Here is a 24,804-nt window from a genome sequence, read left to right on the forward strand (position 1 = left end):
ACTTTTGAATGAATGAAAATTATTTTGGTGAGAATTTATTTGAGGCCGAAGAATTACAGGAGATTCAGGATAGATTTTGTGAAGCCGGAAGTGTATATATGGCTTGTTTTGGAAAAAGTAAAGGAGTTATTACCAGGTTTTCGGGCTCAAATGAAGAGAGAAATTTAATAAATGAAAAGGTAGGACAGGTATTTTATTTTGATATATTAAACAGGTTAAATAATTCTGGAAATGATATAGTATATCAGGATACAGACTACCCTTTTATTAAAGCTGCCGGGATAAATGTAAAGGTAAACAACGAAGTGGCAGCAACCTGGGTAGTTACTGGTGTTCTTTTTGACAAGTGCTATACCAAAGAAGACAGAAAATTTATCTCTAAAATGAAAAAAGTAACAACTGAAGATACTTTCTATAAATCTGTAACATTCTTAGGAATTATTTCTGATAAATTGTTTTCCGGAAAATATAATGAGCTTTCTGCTGAAGAAGCATCTAAAAGAAGCAGGATTTCCGAACATTTGATAAAGCAGGAGCTTAAGAAAAATGAAGTAATGGGTCAGATAATGAAATATCTGGATTCAGATGAAAAATTTGAAGAGATAATCAATAACATCTTGGCTATATGCGGAAGGTATCTTGATATTTCCAGCTTGAACTTTGTAAAAATAGTGGATGAGAACAGGTTTGATATGATTGCCGAGTGGACTAACAAGGATATTTGCTCTAGCATTCCCTTCATGCAAAATGTTGATATTGCTGACTATCCTTTTATGTCAAACAGAGGCTATATTATATCAAGTAATTCTGCTCTTTCAGATGATATTAGAAACTGCTTTGAAAAAAATAATTACAAAGCAGTTGTTTCTATGCCTTTAGAGTTAAATTCCAAGGTTATAATGTATATTAACTTCATAGAAAGCAGACATACAAAAAACTGGGATACTAAAGATATTTCTTTTATAAATGATGTAAAAAAAGTTGTTCAAAGTATTGTTTCAAAAAGGATAACCAAGAATTCTCTTGCAAGTTCATATCTTTCTTTAGAGGCAATTCTTGAAAATGTGGGTTGTGGTGTTTTTGTAAAGGATATTAGGGAACACACAACACTTTATGCTAATCAGAAAATTCGTCTTACTTTTAATGAATCCATTAAAAATAAAGAATTTGATAAAGTTTTTGATAGATTTTTTATTGAAAATTCAAACTCCGGATTTGGAGAGTTTTACCATAAGGATATAGGCAAATGGTTTGATGTTCATTTTACCAATATAAATTGGGTTGATGGGCGAAAAGTAATATTATGCACTGTTTTTGATGTTACAGACAGAAAAAACTATCAAAAAAAGATAGAAAGGCAGCTTAATAATGACTTTTTAACAGGTCTCTATAATAGAATGCGTTGTGAAAATGATGTAGGTAAGCTAATAAAAGAATGCCAGAAAACAAATTCTGTAGGGGCGTTGCTTTATATTGATCTGGATGATTTCAAAAATATAAATGATGGTCTGGGACATCAGTTTGGAGATGTGCTTTTAAAGGCTGTATCAAGAACCTTACGGTCGATTCCGGAACTGGAGGATGCCTGCTACAGGATGGGCGGAGATGAGTTTATCGTGGTTATAAGGCCTGAATGTTACAAGCATTTAGACCGTATAATTAAAGAAATAAGGGAGATGTTTTTAAAGCCCTGGTATTTAAAAGGAGAAGATTATTATTGTACAATAAGCATGGGAGTGGTTTTATTCCCACAGGAAGGTACAGTAGTAAGCGACTTGATAAAAAAAGCAGATATAGCCTTATATGAGGCAAAGAAAAAAGGTAAAAATACAATAGAATATTATAATGATATCGCTGCGTTTAATTCTTTTAAAAGGATGGACATGGAAAAAAATCTGCGTGCAGAGGCAGCCAATTCCTTTAACGGATTTGAAGTTTATTATCAGCCGGTAATGAATGTTCTTGGAGAGAGTCCGAAATGCTCCGGAGCCGAGGCTTTGGTAAGATGGAATGTACCAGATATGGGACTGGTTTCACCAGGAGAGTTTATACCGCTGGCAGAATATTTAGGGCTTATTAATCCAATGGGAAATTATATCCTAGAGGATGCCTGTAAAGCCTGCAAAAGCTGGAATGACAAGGGACATCCCGAATATAGTGTCAATGTAAATCTTTCAGTTGTACAGCTTTTACAAAAAAACATTGTAAAAATAATAGATAATACATTAAAAAAGACCGGATTGAAACCCGAAAATCTTGTTTTAGAGGTGACAGAAAGTCTTGCTATTAATGATATAAAGAAAATGAAACAGGTATTGGGGCAAATCAGAAATTTGGGGGTTGGAATTGCTCTTGACGATTTTGGAACAGGATATTCTTCGTTAAGTCATATAAAAGAGCTTCCTTTAAACGAGATAAAAGTTGATCAATGCTTTATCAGAGACATTGGTGAAGATGATTATTCCTGTGCATTTGTAAAGATGGTGGGTGAGCTTGCAGATGCCTTAAAGGTAGATGTATGTGTAGAAGGTGTTGAAGAAAAGGAACAATATGAAATCATAAAATTACTGAATCTCAAATATATTCAAGGCTACTATTTTGGTAAGCCAATGCGTCTTTATGAGTTTGAGAATCAGTTTTTATAAACATTTTTACATTATTTTTAAGGAGGAATTATTGTAATGCGTGCAATAATAAGTGTATCTGACAAAACCGGAATCGTAGAGTTTGCCAAGGAGCTTAAGAATCTTGGTGTAGATATTATCTCTACAGGCGGTACCTACAAAAAGCTTAAAGAGGAAGGCGTGGAAGCTGTTGAAATTTCTGATTTAACCGGATTTCCTGAATGTCTTGACGGAAGGGTTAAAACACTTCATCCTATAGTTCATGCCGGTATTCTTGCAATGCGTTCTAATGAGGAACACATGAAACAGCTTAAGGATTTAAAAATTGACACAATCGATATGGTAGTTGTAAATCTTTATCCTTTTAAAAAGACTATTTTAAAAGACAATGTTACAAGAAAAGAAGCAGTAGAAAATATTGATATCGGAGGTCCTACAATGCTTAGGGCTGCTGCAAAGAACTACCAGGATGTTGCCGTAGTTACCGATCCTGCTGATTATACAAAAGTATTAGAAGAATTAAAAGAAAACAAAGAAGTTTCTCTTGATACAAAATTCTACCTTATGCAAAAAGTATTTATGCATACTTCAAACTACGACACAATGATTGCAGATTATCTTAAAAAAGAGAGAAATGACAATGCATTCCCTGAAACACTTACATTGACTTTCGAAAAAGTTGAAGACATGCGTTACGGTGAGAATCCACATCAAAGAGCTGCTTTCTATCGTGAAATCGGTAAAAAGAAAGGCTCGCTGGTTGATGCTGAGCAGTTAAATGGAAAACAGCTTTCATTTAATAATATCAATGATACAAATGGAGCTTTAGAGCTTTTAAAAGAATTTGACGAGCCGACAGTTGTTGCCTGCAAACATGGAAATCCATGTGGAGTAGGAAGTGCTGATACTATAGAAGAAGCCTATGAAAAAGCATATAAAGCTGATAAAGTATCAATTTTTGGTGGAATTGTAGTAATAAATAGAGAAGTAACAAAGGCATTAGCTCAAAAATTAAAAGAAGTATTCTTAGAAATAATTGTTGCTCCTTCTTATGAAGCTGAGGCATTAGAAATCTTAAAGGAAAAGAAGAATTTAAGAGTACTTAAATTAGATGATATTTCCGTAAAACAGGATGAAAATGCATTTGATATAAAGAAGGTAAACGGTGGAATGATTGTTCAGACTATTGACTCCAAACTATTACCTGAAGATGAGGAAATAAAAGTTGTTACCAAAAAACAGCCTACAAAAGAAGAAATGGAAGATATGCTTTTTGCATTAAAGGTTGTTAAATTCGCAAAATCCAACGGAATTGCCCTTGCAAAAGATAAACAATCCATAGGAATCGGACCTGGACAGGTAAGTCGTATCTGGGCTGCAAAACAGTCAATGGATCATGCTCATGAATTAATAGGTGAAGATATTACAAAGGGTGCAGTAATGGCATCAGATGCTTTCTTCCCGTTTTCAGATGTTGTTGAAGCTGCTCATAAAGCAGGTATTACAGCAATTATCCAGCCAGGTGGATCAAACAGAGATCAGGATTCTATTGATAAATGTGATGAATACGGTATGTCAATGATCTTTACAGGAATGAGACATTTTAAACATTAATAATTAAATATTTTTATTATATGGCAAGCTGGCACCTTTTCAATTCGGGTGTTAGCTTGCTTTGCTTTAAAATAAAAAAGTTCTTGACAAACAATATTACGCACTGTATAATGCAATTTGTTCAGAAGAAGTGTTCACTTTTTCGTTTGTCCAAATCGGACGCATTTCACTGATATTAATAAATATATATATTTAAAGTTATGTTATTTTATTATTTTATTTGAAAAGGAGAAAAATTAAATGAAGGAAATTTTTGAACAGTATGGAAGCGCAGTAATAAGTGTAGTAATTATAGTTGCTTTAGTAGCAATCTTTGGAGTTTTATTAAATTCTGAATCAGGAGTTGTAACATCACAGTTTAAAACACTTATTACACAATTCTTTTCCCATGCAAACGCTTTAGCAGGAATTAAATAATAAACAGGAGTAATTATATGCAAGGAATATCACAGGAAAATTTCGGTGTTTTATATCCTTTCATTGAAGATGAATTGATAACGGACATTGATTTTAACGGTGAGTCTTTATGGGTTACTGATTTAGAAAAAGGTAGATATAAAGTTGAAAATATCTCTATAACAAAAGAATTTGTGGAAAGATTTACCCATATAGTCGCCAACATGGTAAACAAGGCATTTAACAAAGCAAACAATCTTTTAGAAGCTGAGGTTTCAAATCTTAGAATCAGCATCATTCACGAGTCAGTGGCAGTCAGTGGCAGAAGTATCTGCATCAGAAAATTATCCCCAAGAATCAGAAATAGTTACAAATCACTTTTAGAAAATGATTTTTGTCAAAAAGACACATTAAATTTGTTGATTAACTGTGTCAGGGCCAGAATGAATTTGATATTTACCGGAGAACCAGGGGCTGGAAAAACCGAATGTGCCAGATTTTTTTCCAGATATATAAGTGATAAGGAAAGGGTAATAACCATAGAAGACAGTCCAGAATTTCACTATAAACAGATAAATAAGGGAAAAGATTGTGTAGAACTAATGGTAGATGAAAAGGATTTTACCTATGAAAAGGCAATAAAAACAAGCCTTAGGCAAAATCCTTCCTGGATTATGCTTTCAGAGGCCAGGTCAACGGAAGTTAAATATCTTTTAGAAAGCTTTTCTACAGGAGTCTGTGGTTTTACAACAATTCATACTGATGATGTCAGAAAAATACCTGATAGGATTTCAAATATGATGCCTACTCAAACCGATAAAGACAGGCTTGAAAATGATATTTATGAATTTGTAAATGTTGGTGTTTTGATAAGAAGAAAAACCAATTATGATGGAAAAATCATAAGAAAGCTGGAGCAATTATGCTTTTTTACCAGAGAAAAGGGTAAAAACAAGGTAATAATGTTTGTAGAGGACGGTAAAATAGTAAATAGAATGATTCCACTGGAAATAATGAAAAAATTTACCAGAGCAGGTATTAAAGATCCCTTTGAACAGGGGGTGGCATTATAAAAAAGTTAGTTACGATAATACCTTTTATTGTATCTGCAATAGTCCTGTCTTATACTATGAAGCTATCCCTGTTCTTGACTTTGGGGGTAACAATAAGCTTTATAATTGCGTTTTTTATACATATGCGAAACGAGAAAAAGCTTGGTGAAATAAAAAAGGCATTTGAAAATGAAAACTTTTATATGGAACAGGTAATATGTTCTTTTAAAAAAAGTGGAAAAATAAGTTCAGCTTTACAGGATGTGTTAATGGTATGTGAAAACAGCGAGAGAGAATGTATATCAGAAGCCTTAAAGTTTATTGGAAATGGAAAGTATGAGAAAGAACTTTATAAAGAGGCTTTAGAGATTATTGAAAAAAAATACAATTCATGGCTGGTTAAGTCAATACATTCACTTATGATAAGTGTTGAATTAACCGGAGGGGATTTTAATTACAGTCTTGATATATTAGAAGAACAAAGAAAAATATGGATTAAATCCCAAAACACCTTAATGTACGAAAAAAAGCAAATCTTAAACAAAGTAATTATATCAGTGGGAATTTCTTATTTTCTTGGAGCTTTTAGCATTCATTTAATCCCAGATAATGAAAAAATATTAAAAATTGCTTTTGCCCAATGGGCAGGTTTTTTAATGGTAATTTCAAACATTATAATTTATCTTAGAGCAGATAAAAAAATGTGTCAAAAAAAGAAAATAAAGGCTAAGGACAGTCAAAAATTAATGCTTAAGTATTATGAAAAAATAAGGATGAAAGATAAAAAAGGACTGTTTGTAAGTCTTGCTATTTCACTTACAGTTTTAATATTTGCAGTAATCACAGCCATTTTAAATTATAAAAACCTGGCTCTTATTCTTTCTGTAATGAGCATTTTTATAGGTTTGTCGGATATTTTGGGAATGAAAATAGCAAAAAACAAGGTGAAAGAAGAAATTTCAAAAGAGTTTGAACTATGGTTGGTACAGTTGTCTTTATTATTACAAAGAAATAATGTTTCAATCTCAATCTTTGAATCCATAAATACAGCCGGTCCGATTTTAAAATGTGAATTGAAAAAGCTCTGGGAACAGATACAGGAAAATCCCGGAAAAATAGAGCCTTATAATGACTTTTGCAAAGACCTTTCAAACGGTCAGATTAACAATACAATGAAGCTTCTTTACTCATTAGAAGAAACCGGTGCAATTCAAAAAGACAAACAATTAAGCACAATTATGGACAGAATGGCCAATATGAGCAATATGAAAAACGCAACGAAAAATGAAAATTTGAAAGTAAAAATGTCTGTGTATTATCTATTACCAATGTTGAGTGCTGCGTTTAAATTAATGGCTGATATGTCATTGTTTCTAGGCTCTTACTTAAGCAATTTAGGAGGCTTTTTAAATGGATGAGATAGTAAAAGGATTTACCGGTTTATTTATAATAATGGTGGCAGTTTTTATGCTTTTATCCTTTATAGGAGTATCTTTTGATATAGAAACTGCAAGAGGCTTTTTTAATGAAGCAAGCGATGAGATTAGAGATGGAAACTACAGCCCAAAAGTAATAAATGAGTGTATTTCAAATGCCCAAAAAAAGGGATATGAATTAAGATTTACAGAAATGAAAAATGATGAAGACGGGATAGTTGAAGGGGGAAGATTAAATCTTTCCTATAATATAAAGATAGGTTTCTTTAAGCTGGAAAAAAAGAAAACTTTGGATGCTTACATTGGTTAATTAAAAAAGAAAGAGAAAGTATAAAAAATGGAAGAAATATTAAAACAGTTTTCAGGAATGTCTCTTTATATGCTAATGTCTATAGTTTTAATAAAGGCATTTTTAGAGGTGTGTGAAGTGATATGCCAAATGTAAAAAGAAAGGACAAAAATTAAATGAAAGAAATCAGCATACACAATTTTAAAATATTGTTTTCAATTCTTGGAATGTCCATGGCGTTAAATTTTTGTTTTGAATTTTTATTAAAAGAAAAAACCGGAATTATAGTTATGTTTACAAGTGCATTTATTGATACCGTAACCTAGAGGTAAAAGAATTGAAGATAATAATAAATAATTATGGAAAAGCAATTATATATGTTATGACATCATTATGTGTAATATCAGCTCTTGCCCTGTTTTTGCTAAATCCCCAGGAGATTTTTGCCAGATTCGGGGAAAAGTATATTACTGAAAAGTTTAATGAAAAAAAATCTCAATACGAAAAAATCAGAGAAAACATAAAAAATAAGGCAGCAGAAGTTGATATATCAGATGAACTAAGTATTTATCAAAATGAGGTAGTGAAAACAAGCATGCTGGTGAGGGCTGTAAAAAACTACGAGGATCAAAAAGTGAAGATTTTTATAAAAGGTGTTATGAAGGCTGACTTATATAATGAAAGCGAAGAAAACATTGAAAAACTTAAGGGTTACTATGATGAAGATGTAATTCTAGCTGGCGAAAATATTATGTTTAAAAAAGAGGGAATATATCAGTTTTTATTTAAAACTGTAGATGAAGAAAATAAAACAGGTTATATGACTGCTGCTATAGCAGTAAATTAAAATCTTATATAAAGGAGAAAATAAATGAATAAGGCTTTTTTCGGTATGGCTTTAGCAGTTGTTATGGTTATGTCTTTATATCTGACGGCATCTTATTACAACAAAACAATCAGAATGGATGAATTGGAAAAGTGTGTAAGCCAATCAGTGAAAGACAGTTTGTATCTTGACATGAAGTCAGATATGAAACATACAAATGAAACTTTAAAGACCAATTTTATTACCGGTTTAAAGGAAAGATTAAAATCTAAAGGAGATATAACTGTAAATATAATAAAAGCAGATGGGAAAAAAGGTCTTTTAAGTGTGGAGGTTATAGAAAAATACTCCAATTTAAACGGTAAAGAAATGGAGATTTCCACCGCTAAAACGGCAATAATTGAACAATATAAATCAAAATAAAAATTACTTGCATAAATAGTTTTTATGTGTTAAACTTGTGTACGTTGGTTAGCCGGCGTGTCGGAATTGGCAGACGAGGCAGACTCAAAATCTGTTGGCAGCAATGTCGTGTGGGTTCAAGTCCCACCGCCGGCACTAATCTTCATTACAACACGGGCGTACATTGTACGCCCCTTTTATTATGCAAAAATCATATAAAAACTGCTGAATTTACATTTAAAGAAGAAAGCCGGATGAATGTTGATATTAAGCAGTTCTCATTTCTTAAAAAAATCCCATAAATAAGACAATCAAAGAACCATAAAATAAATCTCAGGAGAAAGAATATGAAAAAATTAAACAAAGACATAAGAATGATAATTATAATAGCCATTTTAATGGCTTTACAGACTGTTTTTTCGGGTTTTATATATATAAATTTAACAAAAGCTGAAAAAACAAATAATAAAAACGGCTTGATAAATATAAGAGAAACTAAAAATAATAACAGGTATTTATTGAATAATAAAGCAATAAAAATGTCTGCTATTAGTTTAAATAACAGGGAAAATACTCTACAGGATAAAATAGAAAAAAATATTGATGAAAATATCGGAAAAACTATAAGTCCTGACGAGATTATAAGTCCTGATGAGGACTTAAGTCCGGATGAAATCCTTACTTTAGATGAATCTTTAAATATCAAAAAGAGTGATGAAATAAAAGAAACAAATAAAGATGAAAAATTTTCTTTAAAGTCAAAGTTTATTAAAGCTTTTAACAGATTAACAAATTCTTTATTTAAAGCTGCATCAGGTCAAAATATTATTGAAGTATCAAGCTGGAGCGATATACAAGAAGCAATAAAAAATAATGATAATGTCCATATAGTATTAAAAAATAATATTGAAATGGGTGAAAGAATTCAAATTAATTCCAAAAATGTAACAATAAGCAGCGATAATGGAGAAAGTTTATATATTAATAAAAATCGTACTAATGAGGTATTTTTAATTGAAGAAAATGCTACCTTAAATATTGAAGGAAATCTGGTGATGGACGGAAGAAGATGCCACTTGGATGTAGCGGCGATATTTGTACTTAACGGACAGCTAAATATCAGCGGAAAAACAGTTTTTAAAAACTTTGTAGTTGATAAAAAATACAATGAAACAAATAAGAATGAAGTGGAATATGGAAGTGTTGTTAAAGTATATTATGGTAAGGCCTCTATATGCGAAAAAGCCAGGTTTGAAAATAATTTAAATACTTTTATTGGTGGGGCAATTGCAGTTTATGATGCACCGGGAAGTCTTGATATATCCGGAAATGTAGTATTTATAGGAAATAAAAGTTATGATGATGCCGGAGCTATATTTATAAATGGAAAAGCAAATTTAAATATTACGGGAAATGTTCTTTTTAAAGGTAATTATATTGAAGGAAGTAAAGGAAATGCAAGTTATGGTAATAATGCCGGAGGAGCAATTAATTTTAGTACAGGAAAAATTAATGGTGCAAGATTTGAAAAAAACTACATAGAAAACAGAAACAATGTAAATGCTATGGGAGGCGCGGTGTATATAAAAGCAAAATTTCCAAATGCAACATTAGAAAATGTTGTTTTTGAAAAAAATGAAAGCGACAAAAATGGTGGAGCAGTTTATATAGCAGATAATGAAGATGATTCCCCAGTTGCAAAAAAAATTACCTTTACAGACTGTACATTTGAAAGTAATAAAAGCTCTAATAATGGCGGAGCAGTATATATTGCAGATTGTAAATTAAACAAAATAAATAATAAAAATTCCAAAGATTTTGTCATTAGAGGTGGTAGATTTGAAAAGAATAACAGCAATAATGGTGGAGCAGTTTACATTGCAGATAATACAAATTATTCAAAAAGTAAAAAAAACATTACCAATACAGGCGTCATATTTGAAAAGAATAACAGCAGTAATGGTGGAGCAGTATATTATGGTGGTCAGTTGGGTGACAATTTAATCAGTAATACCAGAATTGAAAATAACATTGCAAACCAAAATGGCGGCGGAATCTATTTAAAAAATGGTAATTTGAAACTGGGTGACGGGGTAAAAATTTATGAAAACAAAGCTCAATACGGTGGAGGAGTATTTCTTAATTGCTTTAAATTACACTCTAAAGATGAAAGTATTGTTTCAAATACCGGTAAACTTGGAGCGGGAATTTATGTTGGTGAAAATAGTGATTTTTATATAAGTGCTATGGGAAATGTGCCAGCTAATAAAAAAGATAATACCAATTGCATTTATCTTTCTTCGGGAAGTTATATAAAAATCGAAGGGGAATTAAAAACTACTTCAGATAATTTACCAATGAGGGTTCAATTAGCTGATAATGACAAAAAAATATATAGACAAATTGCAACCATAAACTATGAGAATTCAAAAGCTGCCTCCCATTACCTTTTTTACAAAAATAATGATAAAGTTTCTGAACCGGTTGCCAGATTTATTCCTGCTTTTTCAACCTTGAAAGAAAAATCAAAAGTTGCCGTATTTAGACCGGGAAATTATATTGGACAAAAATATAAAAAAAGCATAGTATTAAGCACCTATTACAATGTCAAATATCAATGCCTTCAAAAAGACAGGAAGGGTAAAAATTTAAAAACAAATATAAAAGAGATACATCCCAAAGAAATAAAAAAATACCAAGATGAGGATTTGAATTTGAACTTAAATAAAATAAGTGTGCTTGAAGAAGTGGAAAATAGCAAAAGTTATGTTTTTTCAGGATGGGAAATCAATAAAAATGTGATTACAGATAAAACTTATACCTATAAGGGAAATAAAGATTTAACTTTAAATGGAGTATTTGATATTAACTTTAAAGTAAAATACAGGGGAAACGGAAGTATTTCCGGTGAAGATTTTTCAAAAAATTACTTATTATCAAAAAGCATGGAATTGTTTGATAACAATAAAAATAAATATTTTAAAAAGACAGGTGAAGCCTGCAATACTTCTGATTTGTCTTATATAAATTACAGTTTACAATATTGGAGCTTTGCAAAGGAAAATGCTTCAACCTTCAAACAGGGAGAAAAAATACAGGCAAAAGATTTTTTAGATTATTATGATTTATTCATGAAAAACAAAAATAAAACTCCTGACTATCAAAATATCAATATGTATGCAATTTGGAACCAGTATCCTCAGATTTCGGCAAAGGAAAGATATGTTAATATAGGATTTTTAAAAAAAGGACTTTTAACATCCAAGGAATTATTAAAAGGGGTGGAAGTTTCTGATAAAGAAGACATTTCCGAGGATTTAATACAAAAGCTTAAAAACTCCTTGAAAGTAAAAATAAATTGTAAAGAAGAATTAGAGTCTGTTAAAAAAGATGATATAGTAAACAAAAAAATATATAAAAATGCCATCACCTATGAAGTAAGTGATTCCTGTGGAAATATTACAAAAAAGAGTGTTGATTTAGTGCTTATAAACAGTGAAGCTCTTAAATACTCCATAAAAAGATATGTAAGATTTATTAATGAAAAATATTGTGATTTGACGGTAGAAAACGGCGGACTAAGAGATAATTCAATCTGGAGATTAAACAATGATTACAATGTTTTGTTAAAAAATGCCTTGTCTTCTTATAGTGAAAAGAAAAAGATGAGGATCAGTATTTATGGTAAAAATTTTGAAAAAGTTGTGCGTAATGCAGGAAAATACAAACAAACTTTAGACGGCTGTGAAAAATTTTCAGTTGGGCAATAAATTTAAAAGGTAACACGGTTAAAAATAAAACAAAAAAATGTCAAAAATTTTTCAATTCATGTGACGCATTATCTGTATATGTGACTAGCATGTGACAATAGTTTCTTATACTGTATTCAGTATCTTGGAAATGTTGATGGCTGTATCAGATATATGGTTATCTTATATAATAAATTGGAGGAGATTGATATTGAAGAAGAAATTGACATTTTTAGGTGTTGCCGGTGTTTTATTAATAACTGCCTTCATAGGTGGTACTTTGGCAGCTTTTAACACAACTACACAGGGAAATGCCGGAGCAGGTATAGCGAAGATTACAACAAAAGACATAGGAGTTGCCTTTTCAGGAAAAATGTCAGAAGAGGAAAAAATCTCAACAGGCATACTTCCGGGTACTACACAGCAGTATGATTATACAGTTAGTAATAAGGTAACTGGAAGTCAGGCTTATGATATTTATGTAAAGGTTACCATTTATAAAGCATGGGCAAATGAAGAACTTGATTCTTCAAAGGTTGTTTTACAGGGAAGTGACCAGCATGAATATGCTAAAGAAGATGTTGTAACAGATGCGGCTGTAGGTACAATAATAGACGGCTGGCTGATAAGTTATGTTGATGATGAAGAAATTGTTCTTTATTATACGAAACCCCTTTCAAAAGGTGAAAGTACTACAAGTTTCATTGACGGTATTTATTTTAAAGAAGATATGGGAAATGAATATACTGATAGTACATTGGATTTGGAATATATCGTTAACGCCGTTCAGGCAAATCAGTCTGAAGCTGCTATGGCGGCAGAATGGGGAATGTATCCCCTTATAAATGGTTCAGGAAATATTACAAATGTTTTTGAAACAAAAAGCGTAAGAGATTCTTACAAATAGGGAATATATTCTAAGAGATTCGGATTTTTCTCATTTAAATCTGATTGTTAGGAGGACAATGAAATGAAAAAAAGATTACTGGTTGGTGTCATTACTGTGCTTGCCATGTCAATAGGTATGATTGCTGCTGCATCATCAGATAATGCGACTGTTACCTTTACTGAAGATGGCAGTATTGAATATACGGGTAATGCCGGACAAACTTCAAATGGAGTTTTTTTAGGAGATGAGTTTTTGGGGATTGCACCAGGTGAAACTGCCACTCAAACTATTGTTTTAAAGAATGAAAATTCTCATGATGCCAAATTCTTCCTTTCAGAAGAAACTATACAGGCATTGGAGGAAACCAATGCTGCATCAGGTGGAGCTTATAAATTAGCTCTTACTACAGGAGCATCCATTGAAAAATCAACTTCAGTCTTTGATGGTATAGAAGGAGGTTACAATTCCGGCGAAAATGCAAGTACTGATGGTCTTGCAGGTATTGACGGCCTTGAGGATTATGTTTTTGTTGCTGAGATTGAATCAGGAAAAAGCACAAATGTGTATTTTACACTTACATTAAACGGTGAGGGAATGGACTCTACAAATGTAACGGATTATACCAATTCTTTGGCAGAGCTTGCCTTTAACTTCAGAGTATATTATCCGGACAGACTTTCTCCAAGAAGAGAAGAAGTGATTACACCGGTTGAAGGTGAGAAAAAACATGTAACCAAGATAAAAGATGTGGAAGTTCCTTTAGGGGGACGTACAGCATCGGCTATTACCGGTGACCCTGTAAAAACAGTTACAATTGTTGCACTATTTACAATACTTATTGTTTCTACAGCAGTAGTTTTGGTGGCCATGAAAAAAAGAAAGAGGGAACAGTGATGAGAAAATATCTAAAAAGAATCTTTAATATAGTCCTGGCATTGTTATTAGTGCTTATGTATGTACCAGTACTTAATGTAGCGGCATCTTCTGCCACTAAAACGGTTACATATCGTTCAGGAAATGTTGGTACTTTTAACACCTCTGCATGGAAATCAATTCTTGGTGCGGCAGGTTATACAGATACAGATGTTACTGCAAATGCCATAAAAATTACAGTTGAAAAAGGTGCTAAGGTTCCCGTATTTTCAATTTCAGATTTCAGAGCCAATACAAGTGTTGAAGAGGGATACTTTGTTTTAAACGCTTCTAGTTGGGGCCCTGATTCCCAGACTACAGTTGACAGAAATCTTGATTATGTATTGGATTACGGAGTTTTAGTTGACCCGGTGGAATATACAGTATATTTTGTTGATTCAGAGTCAGATGAACAAATTTGTTCACCCCTTATCAGCTATGGTAACGAGGGAGATGTAATTACCTGCTCACCTGCAACAGTGGCAGAATATGCTACCTCAGACAGTCCTGTTAAAATGACTCTTTCTAAGGATAACAAAAATGAAGTTACATTCAGTTACAAAAGCACTTATGACCCGGGAAAGATAATTGTTCCGATTTATGAAGAAGAACCCGGTGAAACAATAGTTGATTATCAGGAAAATACAATTTATACCAATACCAATACTAATACAAACACAAATGCCAATAATAACGCAAATAATAATGCCAATAATACAAATAATAATGCCAATAATACAAATAATAATGCAAACAATGCTAATAACGAAAACAATGGCAATGAAGAGGCAGAAAATCCGCAGGAAAATGAAGAAAACACTACAACTATTGTAGATGATGATACACCTTTAACAGATGGTAATGATAAAGAAGATGGTGAAAATACAACTACTATCGAAGATGAGGAAACACCTAAAACCTCAGGAGAAGAAACAAAGCCTAATACAATTGCAATAGTAATGTCAATTCTTTGTGGTTTATTGTTACTTGGCGGAATCATAATGTTCATTTATAAAGGTCGTTTAAAAAAAGATGAATAAGAAGTTGTCTTAAAAAAGTTTAGGGACATATTTAAGTGACTTTGAATATGTCCCTTTAGTATGTGGAAAAATAAGAAAAATATTAACCCGAAATAATAACATTATAATTTTTTAATTCAAAATTCCAAAAAAATGTTATTTCTATTACTTAGGTACGCTTGAATATATTTTTTTGTTCTGATATACTTAAATGTATATACGTAAAAATATTTATTATTTAAGGTAAACGTATGTATAGATAGTTTATTAGGGGTATATTTTCGGAATAGAAAAGTTTTGGGGATTTGAAAGGAAAGATAATCTTGGAAAGATTAACTGTGAATTTATTAGGAAAATTTTGTGTTACATCATCAGATGGTATTTTAAATGATGACACAATAAGGTCGGATAAGCTGACAAAACTCTTTGTTTACATTATTTTACACAGGGATCACACCCTTAGTGTGCACGAATTAGCACAGGCTTTATGGCATGAAGAGGAAACAGAAAATCCCGCAGGAGCCTTAAAAAACTTAATGTACAGATTAAGAAATGCATTAAAGGGTGCTTTTGGTGAAAATAAATATATTCTTACAAGTAGGGGATTTTATCGCTGGAATACAGATATTGATGTTCTGGTGGATTCTGAGCTGTTTGAAAAGTATTGTAAAGATGCTCAGGATGAGAAAAATCTTGAAAAGAAGATTAATTTCTATGAAAATGGTCTTGGTATATACAAGGGTGTTTTTATGCCTAAGATTCAGGATCTTTTTTGGGCGGTAAACCTGTCTACCTACTATCATTCACTATATGTAAGTAGCGTAAAAGATATTGCAAACCTTTATATAGAAAGTGGAAGATATGCTGATTTGGAGCGTATTGCAATTGAGGCATTGTCCCATGACAATGTGGATGAGGAATTGCATTGTTACTACATTGAATCTCTTATAAATCAAAATAAATTAAAACTTGCGCTGGATTCTTATGAGGAAGCTAAGCAGACTTTATATAAAGAGTTGGGAGTGCGTGACAGCCAAAAATTAGGTGAAGTTTACGCAAAAATTATGAGCATGAACAAAACCACCAGGGCAGAAGGAATAGATGATTTACATGATGATATTCTTGAAGAAGAAACTTCCGGGGTTTTTGAATGCGGTTATCAGGTATTTAAGCAGATTTACCGTTTGGAAGCCAGAAAAATTAAAAGACTTGGAATTGCAGAATTCTTGCTTTTATTTACCGTAAATTTAATTGGTTTTGAAGATGAAGATGTCAGCACAAACCAGCTTGCAAGATATAAAATGAATCAGTCCATGCAAAGACTGGAAGAAGTTTTAAATTCCTCATTGAGAATGGGGGATGTAATTGCCAGATACAGCGATTCACAATTTGTTGTTATGCTTTCCATGTGTCCTTTTGAGTGCTGTGCGATAGTAGAAAACAGAATCAGAGACAAGTTTTTTGAAAAGCAGTCAGAGGCAAAAAAAGTAAAATTAAAGACTGAGGTTGAGGAGATTTCTCCTGCAAGTTCAATTGTTAAATAAAAATAGTAATGAGGTTTTAGAAATGAAAATTAAAAATAGCTACCCTTTAAACGGAATAAGACTTTGTATAGATTTAGAGGACAATGTGAATTGTAAAGGAAGAGCTTATTCACCTTTAAGGGCGGAGCCATTGATTTTTAATGACATGAATGGCTTTTTTGTTGAAATGGATAAGGTCTTTGATAAGGCCGGTTATCCTCAGGCGTTTCAGGAAAAGAGAACTTTTGACGGAAAAACCATTCCTCAGGGAAGCTTCAAAAATGAAAAAGAGGCTAAAATAGATGATGAATTTATTGAAATACAGTATGGAGAACAAAAAACTTTTGATGTAATAGTAGATACAAGATACAATACCAGTTGGCAGGGGAAAGTTCTTGATACGGAGGGAAAAATGGTAGGCAGCTTTGATGGTGAGTTAGAGCTGTACAAATTAATATAGATTTCACAGCAGGATAAATTATGAAAAAACAATAAAAAAAAGCCCCAAAAGGCTTTATAAATTGACATGATTATCTGTAAATGATATGATTTAAAGGACAGTAGCATTTAGGACATTTTTGCCCTTTGATTATTAGAAAAAGTGAGGTTAGTATAATACATGGATGAACACCCCAAGGTTTCTGTAATAATTCCTGTGTACAATAACAGGGATTATATTAGGAAGTGCGTAAATAGTGTCTTATCTTCTGATTATGCCAATATGGAAATAATATTGGTAGATGATGGCTCAGGAGATGACAGTGGAGATATTTGTGACGAGTATGCCGGGCGTGAAGAGTCGGTGACTGTTTATCATATAGCTCATTCAGGAGCTTCAAATGCCCGTAATTTTGGATTGACTAATTCTACAGGCAGTTATGTTATGTTTGTGGATAGTGATGACTATATTGAAAGTGACTGGATTGGAAAGATGGTTGAAAAGCTACTTTCAGATGACAGCGATATGGTTATCAGCGGTTTTATTAACGAAGAAAAAAACGAGTCGATTTTAGAAGTACCAGGTATCGACAAGGGAATTTACAAAAAGGATGATTTTGTATTAAAAATATTGGAAAATCCCTATGCAGACATATTTAAAGTTATTTGGAACAAGATTTATAAGGCCGACTTCATTAAGGATATTATCCGATTCAAAGATGAGTTGGAATTTGGAGAAGATTTTGTTTTTAATATTGAATATGTTGAGAAGATTAACAAAATCAGTATAGTGGATTTTTCTGGTTACCATTACATTAAATATAATTATGACGCGGTATCTAACAGGCATAAAGAAAGTTTTCTTACAAAAGAGAATTTTATTAATTATGTCAAGCAAAAGATATTGATTTTTCATTATTACAAAGAGTTGTTTGAGCACTTAGATATTTATGTAGAGAATAAAAATAAAATAAATGATTATCTTATTAAGGTTTGTGTGGAAGAAATAAAAAGAATAAAGTCGTCTGCTTTATCTAATAAAGATAAAAGTGAATGTATTTTATATCTTAAATCTGATAGTTTAGTCAGATCTATGAAATTAGATGTAGATGATTTTTATTATTTTTGGAGAAAACTTTATTATAATATAATGCATTTAAAAACTGCCTGAATATCTGGAGTGGTTGAAAATAAAGAATATAGACATGTTTTTAAATGAACTTACAAAGAAGATTTAAAAACATGTCTTTTTTGATGAAAAAAATGATTATGAAAAACGGTAACAGGGAAAATGAAAAAAAATAAATTCGGGCGATTGTATGACAATAATGTGACCACCATGTGACTTGATGTTGTTATTATTTCCATAAGGTTACGAATAAGGATTTTATGTATAAATCTCATATATATTTTTTCGATATGGCTAAAGAATATGTGATGGTCTTTAGTAAGAATAAAATCCAGTTAGGAGGATGAATATTATGAAAGTAGGAGATTTTGTGAGGAAGTTCCTCGCTTTGCTGATTTGTTTAACAATGGTTCTTGGAACTCTTGTGACAACTACTGCTGCTACAAATATTGTGGAAGGAACAGGGACACAGGTTTTAACACCAGATGATACTCAAAGCGAAAACGAAGATGGTGATATAAGCATTGAGAACGATGCAAACAGTAATGAAGAGGTAGAAGTTTTACAGGCTACCAATAGTAATTATACAGAATTTACTTATGGTGAAGTGGATCATGGACATGCCGGGCCAATAGGTAGAGGAACAAAGTATACAGGTACTGTAAAATATGTTTCAGGCGTAAATCTCTTTGACTACAATACATTACCAGAAGTATATAAGAAAGATGAAGATGGAAATATTGTTGACAAAGCAAACAATGTAAGCAACATAAATAGAACTATACTTGAAAATTTATACAAATATAATAAGGCTAACGGAACTAACAAAAGCACTTTCGTTTTTGGAACAGGAAGTAATGGAGTTAGTAATTATACCAAATATTGTGCTAATTTCGGACTATTTCAAAATGGTTATGAGCCGTTAATGTCTGAAGAAGAACTTTTAGCTTATAAAACGAGTATATTCACGGACAAAGCGAATCTTTTTACAAATGGTCTTACGAAAAAAAGTTTATTTCAGGGATTGGTTGAAAAAGAGCTTTCTACTAATGCAAATGGTGAATTAGTGCCTAAGTTTACGGAAAACTATATTGTTCCTGATATTTTTGGCTCAACTCCAATAGATGGAAAGACCAGTTACATGAACTTAAAGATGGCCTTTCTTTATGATGAAAATACAGGCTACTATGAATATAACAGTGATAATTATGATATGTTCTATGAGAACACTTCTAATTCTTTAGAGATTTATAACAAAAATTTAACAGAACAAAAGACTTCCGGTTTTTATCCTTTTGGTGTGCCAAAAAAGAAGTATGCTACCGCATATGACAGCAATAAGGAAAAAGATCTTTATCATTTTGGTATTTCAGTACCAGTAAATTTTGAATTTTCGAAGTTAGATGGAAATGTAGGAGCTGGTAAGACAGTTGTTACCGGGGATGGAAAAACATCATATTTAATAGATGGCGTTTCAACAGTACTTGCTGAACATGAAACAGCAGCCGTTGATACAGTTTTTGAATTCAGCGGTGATGATGATGTTTGGGTATACATAGATGGTAAACTGGCTCTTGATCTTGGTGGTATACATGATTCTATTGCTGGAAATATTAACTTTGCAACAGGTGCTATTTATATAGGTGGTGCATCAAATAGTGATGATATATATAGCAATATGACTCTTGTTGGAAATATCTACGATTTGTTGGGGGTAAATCAGGAAGGTTTTTGCAGCACCAATAACATTCATACATTAAATGTATATTATCTTGAAAGGGGAGCTTCAGAGTCTAATTTACGTTTGAAATTTAATTTATCAACAGTTCATTCTTCAGATACAGATGTGGAATTTACAAAAAAAGCTGAGGATGGTTCTCCACTTTCCGGAGCTGAATTTAAACTTACAGATGATAATAAAAACGATAGTCTTGTAGCAACAGCTGTTTCAGGAGATGACGGACTTGTTAAATTTGAACATATAACAACTGGTGTTTATACTTTAACAGAAACAAAACCACCAAAAGGCTGTTCCCTTCCAAACGAAAAGTGGAAAGTTGTAGTTAAACAGGTGGGTACTACTATAGAAAATGGTAACGAGATTCAGGTGCTTGACTACGAAATCAGTATTATCGGAGATGGTTTATTACTAACCTCTGAAAAAGACCAGAATGGTAATGTTAAGTATTATATTGAAAACAAAAAGAAAATAGTTATTCAAAATATTGATAAGACAGTAGCTTTAGCTGATTATAATAACAGAACATATGATATTACCTTAACTGTAGAAAATAACAATGATAATGAAGCTTATACAGAAATTTTTGATACCTTAGATGCAAGATTTACATATCTAGGAATAGTTGAAAATGGAGTAGTTAATAATAATTCAACCATGAATCCTGAAGAGAAAAAACTGGTAAGTTCCTTCGATTTAGGAGTGCAAAATCGTGACAACATTGATAAAAATTCACCTTCCTATATAAATACTGTAACTTTGAAGTGGACAAACATCTTTAATCCAGAAGTTACGGGTGGGGATACATGGACAGTTACTTTCAGGGTACAGGCAAAGGCTGACTTCTTAGGTGGAAATTATGTTACTACAAATATCAAAAACGGATCTTATGTAACATTTGCAAAAGATAAAAATTCGGAGAGTAAAAAGGACTTATTCCCTGTCCCAAGGGTAAATGTAAAACTACTTCCACTTGTGTATGAAAAATATTCAGATACTTATTATCTTGGTGAAACTATTTCTTCAGATAGAATGACTGAATGTTTTAAACAAGTAAAGGATAATAATGCGTATATTATAAAAGATTTTACAGATAGTGAATTAAAGCAATTAATCAGAAATAACTCTTTCGAGGAAGGTTATTGTTATCCGGGAACAGATGTAGAAGATGGATATATACATTATGCCCTTAAGGCTACTTATAGAGATAGAGATAATAAGATTCAAAATGTGGATTTTACAAAAGATTTTGTAACTGAGCGTATAGGAAGTAATGTAATTACATATAGTATTGATGTAACCTATTATGCTCATCATTCAGGTAATACAAATGTAGGTGATAAAGTTTATAACACCACGGGAACAAAGGATTATTTATTTAAAGTAGTTGCAGGAAATCTTTATATTACTAAAAATGTAAGTGCAGATACCTACAATAGCACTCATGGTGATGCTGTATTTACCTTCAAAATTAAGAACCTTGATACTAATGAAGTATATTATAAAACTTTGAGATTTGAAAATGGTCAGACTTCATCTCTTACTACAAAGCTTTCAAATCTTAAAAAAGGTATATATGAGGTTACAGAATTAAGCACCTTGACATATAAAACAAGTGAGATTTCAGTTTCTACTAAAGCTAACAAAACAAGATGTATGTATCTTGCAAATGGTCTTACAAGTGCTAAGGTTGCTTTAGGATATAATAGTTCAGACGCAGTTTCAAAAGGTGTGACATCTGGAGATGTTTTAAATGATGATTATATTAATGCAATAGAAATGAAGGTAAGTTTTTCTAATAACAAGTCCAGAAATGCAGGAAAACTTACTGATACAGATGTTAGAAAGAATACATTTTCACCTTCAAAAGCAGTAACTACTACAGGTTCAGCTGATAATCACACAGATACTAATGTTTACGAGTACTATAAAACATCAGCTTACAATAACTAAAGGAGGGGAGATTGAAAATGAAATTATTTTTAAACGCTCATAAAAAATTGGTTATTACTCTGGCTCTTTTAGTTGTAATAATTGGAACAGGTTCGACATATGCTTTCCTTAAATCAGCTACGTCCCTGCTTGATAACAATTTTGAGCCGGGTAGTGTTAATACACATATAGTTGAAGTATTGGATAATAGCAGTACATATACTAAAGATTCAGAAACCACTATAATCAAGTCACCTAGAGTTTATAATGATGGAACCAATGATGCTTTTATTAGAGCAAGAATAGTTGTTACACCTGAAAAGCTTTGGGATAAGGACAATGTGACTTTGACAGATACCAGTGAGATAGTACAGTTGTATTGTGCAAAGTTTACAGCCGGAAGTATAAGCTACGATCAGGATTTGTTTTCAGTGGATGCTGGAAATTCTGCTGATTTAAATATCAGCGGTGGACAGGTTAGCGATACTACAAAGCTGGCATTAAGTTCATCAGCGGTTAATGACAAAGATGGAGATAATGCTTATTGGATTTACAATAGTGAAGATGGATTTTTCTACTACAACCAATCTGTTAAAGTAGGATATTCAACAGACAGTTTATTTGACGCTGTTAAAACAACGAAAGTATCTTCAGCTTTTGAAATTACAATATATCAGGAGGCTGTTGCATCAGATCATTACATGGACAGATTTAATGCTGCCGGTGATAATACACAAAAGGTAAGTCTTATGAAATCTGCATTTTCAGCTGTTGAAAAGTAGTAATGTAAGAGCAGAGTACTGATTATTAATAAATAGTATAAATTAGCGAGGCAGCTTGTCTGTCTCGCTTTTAAATGTATAAAAAGCTATGAAAACATACGCTTTACTGTAAATTTTTCTTATGATATCATTTATTTATACAATAAAGTGGTTTATATATGTAAAGCGGACATTCTTAAATCCGCTTCGCTACTTCCTCATGAACGCAGTGGCACTTTGTGCCACCTGTCAGAAGGGGCTTTAACCCCTTCTGACACTAGTAAGCTTTATACCCCCGCTTAAAGCTTACGCTTTTGAAGCGGGGGATTGCTTACACTGCGTTCAAATTAAATGGTTAAGTATAACAATAAGAAAGAGAGATGCTTATGGAAAAGGTATGTAAAATTTTATCTGATGTAATAATGTTGATTTTAATAATAATAGCAGCACTTATGCTGGTTCCAAGATTAATGGGCTATGGTACATATGCTGTTATAAGCAGTTCAATGGAACCTAATATACCCGTTGGCTCAATAGTTTATGATAAAGATGTTAAAGACGTATCAAAGGAAGTATCAGTAGGAGATGTTGTTACCTATGCCATTTCGGGCGATACAATGGTAACTCACAGAGTAACTAAAATTGATACAGAAAATAAGACAGTAACTACGAAAGGCGATGCCAACGATACAGAAGATGTAAATCCTATATCCTATGACAAGGTAATTGGAAAAGTAGCATTTACAATTCCAATTTTAGGATATATAGCTATTTATGGAAGAACAAAGTTAGGTATTGCAGCTGTATGTGCAGTAGTATTTGTATTAGTATTGTTGAATTTTCTTCCTGAGCTTTTTAAAAAAGAGGAAGAAAATAAAAAAGAGGAAACAAATAAATAAGCATTTTAATACCCACAAATATTTTGTTTGTGGGTTTTTTTATCAGAAATAAGCGAGTCCTAAGTTGGATTCGTTTTTTTATTTAAAAGGATAAGAAACAGGCTTTATAAAAATAAAAAAGAACGGGATTCCCATTTTTTCCGGTGAAATTTGCCCCATAAAAAGTCACGTAATTTAAATAAAAAAACATTGAAAATGATGCTTAAAACAGCATTTATGTGACATTTTACAGTACTATCGTATTAAAATCAATAAAAATATTAATTTAAAACAACATTTTTGCAAATATGTGACTTTTCTGTGACATTGTAACAATATAATTTACAACAAAAAGAGTACTCAAAAAAATTTAAGCGCAGTGCTACAGCGTTCGTTAGAGTGTAGCAAAGCGGATTCCGGAAGTCCGCTTTACAAAGTAAAAAAGTTAATTGTTAATGACAAGGAGGAATGGCATGAAAAAAAGAAAACTGATTAAACTTTTGGGAGCAATGGTGATAATAGCAACCATTGGAGTAGGAGTTACACTGGCTTATCTTTCGGATAAAACAGGTACACTTAATAACACCTTTGCCATGGGAGATACACAAATTAAGCTAAAAGAGTCTGCAGTTGAATATTACGAATGGGGATTTAGAGATGCCGATGGTGATGAAAACTGGACAGTAGATTTTTCAAGAGGTTCAGATGGATTTATAAAAAACGGAGTAAAATATGAGGGATTAGTAGCAGGAGATCACATTTATAAGGATCCTACAGTTATTTTTGAGAGTGAAGTATTTTCAGCAAATTATGTATATCTTGGAAATTGTCGCGTAGCAAATGAAGAAAATAAAACAATAGAAACAGTGCAAAAAGAATCTACAGATAAATCATTAGTATTTACTTTGGAAGATAATTGGGAAATATATGAAGCAAATGCAAATGGTGGAATAATAATAAGGGATACAGAGTTTTATAATAAATATTCTCAAGGCGTGTGGTCTACTTTGAATATATTTAAAGTATTTACAGAGGGAGACATCAAATATACAACAAAAATTCCAAATGATTTTAAAAGGGGTTCTACTTTTCAAGATTTGAAGGTTCAGGCTTTAATAATGCAAACCGATTTTGTAACTCAGGCTGATGAAATAAATATTATTAAAGCAAATACTGACTGGTTAAATAATTAATAAA

Annotated in this window: 20 protein-coding genes and 1 tRNA gene; all 21 read left to right on the forward strand. The window is 32.0% G+C overall.

Annotated elements, in window-relative coordinates; translation table 11 throughout:
- Positions 1-8 precede the first annotated feature (8 nt).
- The 21 genes from BM153_RS05915 (at position 9) to BM153_RS06005 (ending at position 24,800) form a co-directional block, all read left to right on the forward strand.
- The gene (locus BM153_RS05915; RefSeq protein WP_092871713.1) at positions 9-2,645 is read left to right on the forward strand and encodes a bifunctional diguanylate cyclase/phosphodiesterase; all 2,637 of its coding nucleotides are present in this window, start codon (positions 9-11) and stop codon (positions 2,643-2,645) included.
- 36 nt (positions 2,646-2,681) lie between these two features.
- Positions 2,682-4,238: a bifunctional phosphoribosylaminoimidazolecarboxamide formyltransferase/IMP cyclohydrolase gene (purH, locus tag BM153_RS05920; protein WP_330392028.1), complete on the forward strand. Its 1,557-nt coding sequence runs from the start codon at positions 2,682-2,684 to the stop codon at positions 4,236-4,238.
- A gap of 240 nt (positions 4,239-4,478) precedes the next feature.
- Positions 4,479-4,655 (forward strand): hypothetical protein, encoded by a 177-nt coding sequence (locus BM153_RS13680; protein ID WP_177205589.1) that lies wholly within the window; start codon positions 4,479-4,481, stop codon positions 4,653-4,655.
- A 17-nt stretch (positions 4,656-4,672) separates the two neighbouring features.
- A complete protein-coding gene (locus tag BM153_RS05925) occupies positions 4,673-5,707 on the forward strand; it encodes an ATPase, T2SS/T4P/T4SS family (protein WP_092871717.1) in 1,035 nt (344 codons plus the stop codon).
- A 122-nt stretch (positions 5,708-5,829) separates the two neighbouring features.
- On the forward strand, positions 5,830-7,104 hold the full coding sequence (locus BM153_RS05930; protein ID WP_092871719.1) for a hypothetical protein: 1,275 nt from the start codon (positions 5,830-5,832) through the stop codon (positions 7,102-7,104).
- Positions 7,097-7,432, forward strand: coding sequence for a hypothetical protein (locus tag BM153_RS05935; protein WP_092871721.1), 336 nt, complete (start codon positions 7,097-7,099; stop codon positions 7,430-7,432). Before BM153_RS05930 ends, BM153_RS05935 begins: the two co-directional genes overlap by 8 nt.
- Positions 7,433-7,587: 155 nt before the next feature.
- Positions 7,588-7,737 carry a hypothetical protein gene (locus tag BM153_RS13685; RefSeq protein ID WP_177205590.1) on the forward strand — a complete coding sequence of 50 codons (150 nt, stop codon included), beginning with the start codon at positions 7,588-7,590 and terminating at the stop codon, positions 7,735-7,737.
- A gap of 11 nt (positions 7,738-7,748) precedes the next feature.
- Positions 7,749-8,258, forward strand: a complete 510-nt coding sequence (locus tag BM153_RS05940) for a hypothetical protein (RefSeq protein ID WP_092871723.1) — start codon at positions 7,749-7,751, stop codon at positions 8,256-8,258.
- 24 nt (positions 8,259-8,282) lie between these two features.
- The gene (locus BM153_RS05945) at positions 8,283-8,660 is read left to right on the forward strand and encodes a hypothetical protein (protein WP_092871725.1); all 378 of its coding nucleotides are present in this window, start codon (positions 8,283-8,285) and stop codon (positions 8,658-8,660) included.
- 51 nt (positions 8,661-8,711) lie between these two features.
- A tRNA-Leu gene (locus BM153_RS05950) sits at positions 8,712-8,795 on the forward strand.
- Positions 8,796-8,986: 191 nt separating this feature from the next.
- Positions 8,987-12,409, forward strand: a complete 3,423-nt coding sequence (locus BM153_RS05955) for a hypothetical protein (RefSeq protein ID WP_092871727.1) — start codon at positions 8,987-8,989, stop codon at positions 12,407-12,409.
- A gap of 190 nt (positions 12,410-12,599) precedes the next feature.
- On the forward strand, positions 12,600-13,295 hold the full coding sequence (locus BM153_RS05960; protein WP_092871729.1) for a hypothetical protein: 696 nt from the start codon (positions 12,600-12,602) through the stop codon (positions 13,293-13,295).
- Between the two features lie 63 nt (positions 13,296-13,358).
- Entirely contained in the window at positions 13,359-14,171 is an 813-nt protein-coding gene (locus BM153_RS05965; protein ID WP_092871731.1) for a hypothetical protein, read from the forward strand.
- Positions 14,171-15,229, forward strand: coding sequence for a hypothetical protein (locus BM153_RS05970; protein WP_092871733.1), 1,059 nt, complete (start codon positions 14,171-14,173; stop codon positions 15,227-15,229). The genes BM153_RS05965 and BM153_RS05970 overlap by 1 nt, the downstream gene beginning before the upstream one ends.
- A 302-nt stretch (positions 15,230-15,531) precedes the next feature.
- Entirely contained in the window at positions 15,532-16,752 is a 1,221-nt protein-coding gene (locus BM153_RS05975) for an AfsR/SARP family transcriptional regulator (RefSeq protein WP_177205591.1), read from the forward strand.
- Positions 16,753-16,774: 22 nt separating this feature from the next.
- On the forward strand, positions 16,775-17,191 hold the full coding sequence (locus tag BM153_RS05980) for a hypothetical protein (protein ID WP_143088275.1): 417 nt from the start codon (positions 16,775-16,777) through the stop codon (positions 17,189-17,191).
- A 159-nt stretch (positions 17,192-17,350) separates the two neighbouring features.
- On the forward strand, positions 17,351-18,340 hold the full coding sequence (locus BM153_RS05985; protein ID WP_092871739.1) for a glycosyltransferase family 2 protein: 990 nt from the start codon (positions 17,351-17,353) through the stop codon (positions 18,338-18,340).
- 310 nt (positions 18,341-18,650) lie between these two features.
- Positions 18,651-21,989, forward strand: a complete 3,339-nt coding sequence (locus BM153_RS05990; RefSeq protein ID WP_092871741.1) for a SpaA isopeptide-forming pilin-related protein — start codon at positions 18,651-18,653, stop codon at positions 21,987-21,989.
- Between the two features lie 17 nt (positions 21,990-22,006).
- Complete coding sequence (locus BM153_RS05995) at positions 22,007-22,750, forward strand: hypothetical protein (RefSeq protein ID WP_092871743.1); 744 nt, start codon at positions 22,007-22,009, stop codon at positions 22,748-22,750.
- A 365-nt stretch (positions 22,751-23,115) separates the two neighbouring features.
- Positions 23,116-23,628, forward strand: a complete 513-nt coding sequence (locus tag BM153_RS06000) for a signal peptidase I (protein WP_177205592.1) — start codon at positions 23,116-23,118, stop codon at positions 23,626-23,628.
- A 452-nt stretch (positions 23,629-24,080) separates the two neighbouring features.
- Entirely contained in the window at positions 24,081-24,800 is a 720-nt protein-coding gene (locus BM153_RS06005; protein WP_092871747.1) for a hypothetical protein, read from the forward strand.
- The last annotated feature ends 4 nt before the right edge of the window (positions 24,801-24,804 follow it).

It is taken from the genome of Acetitomaculum ruminis DSM 5522, from assembly GCF_900112085.1.
Taxonomy (GTDB): Bacteria; Bacillota; Clostridia; order Lachnospirales; family Lachnospiraceae; genus Acetitomaculum; species Acetitomaculum ruminis.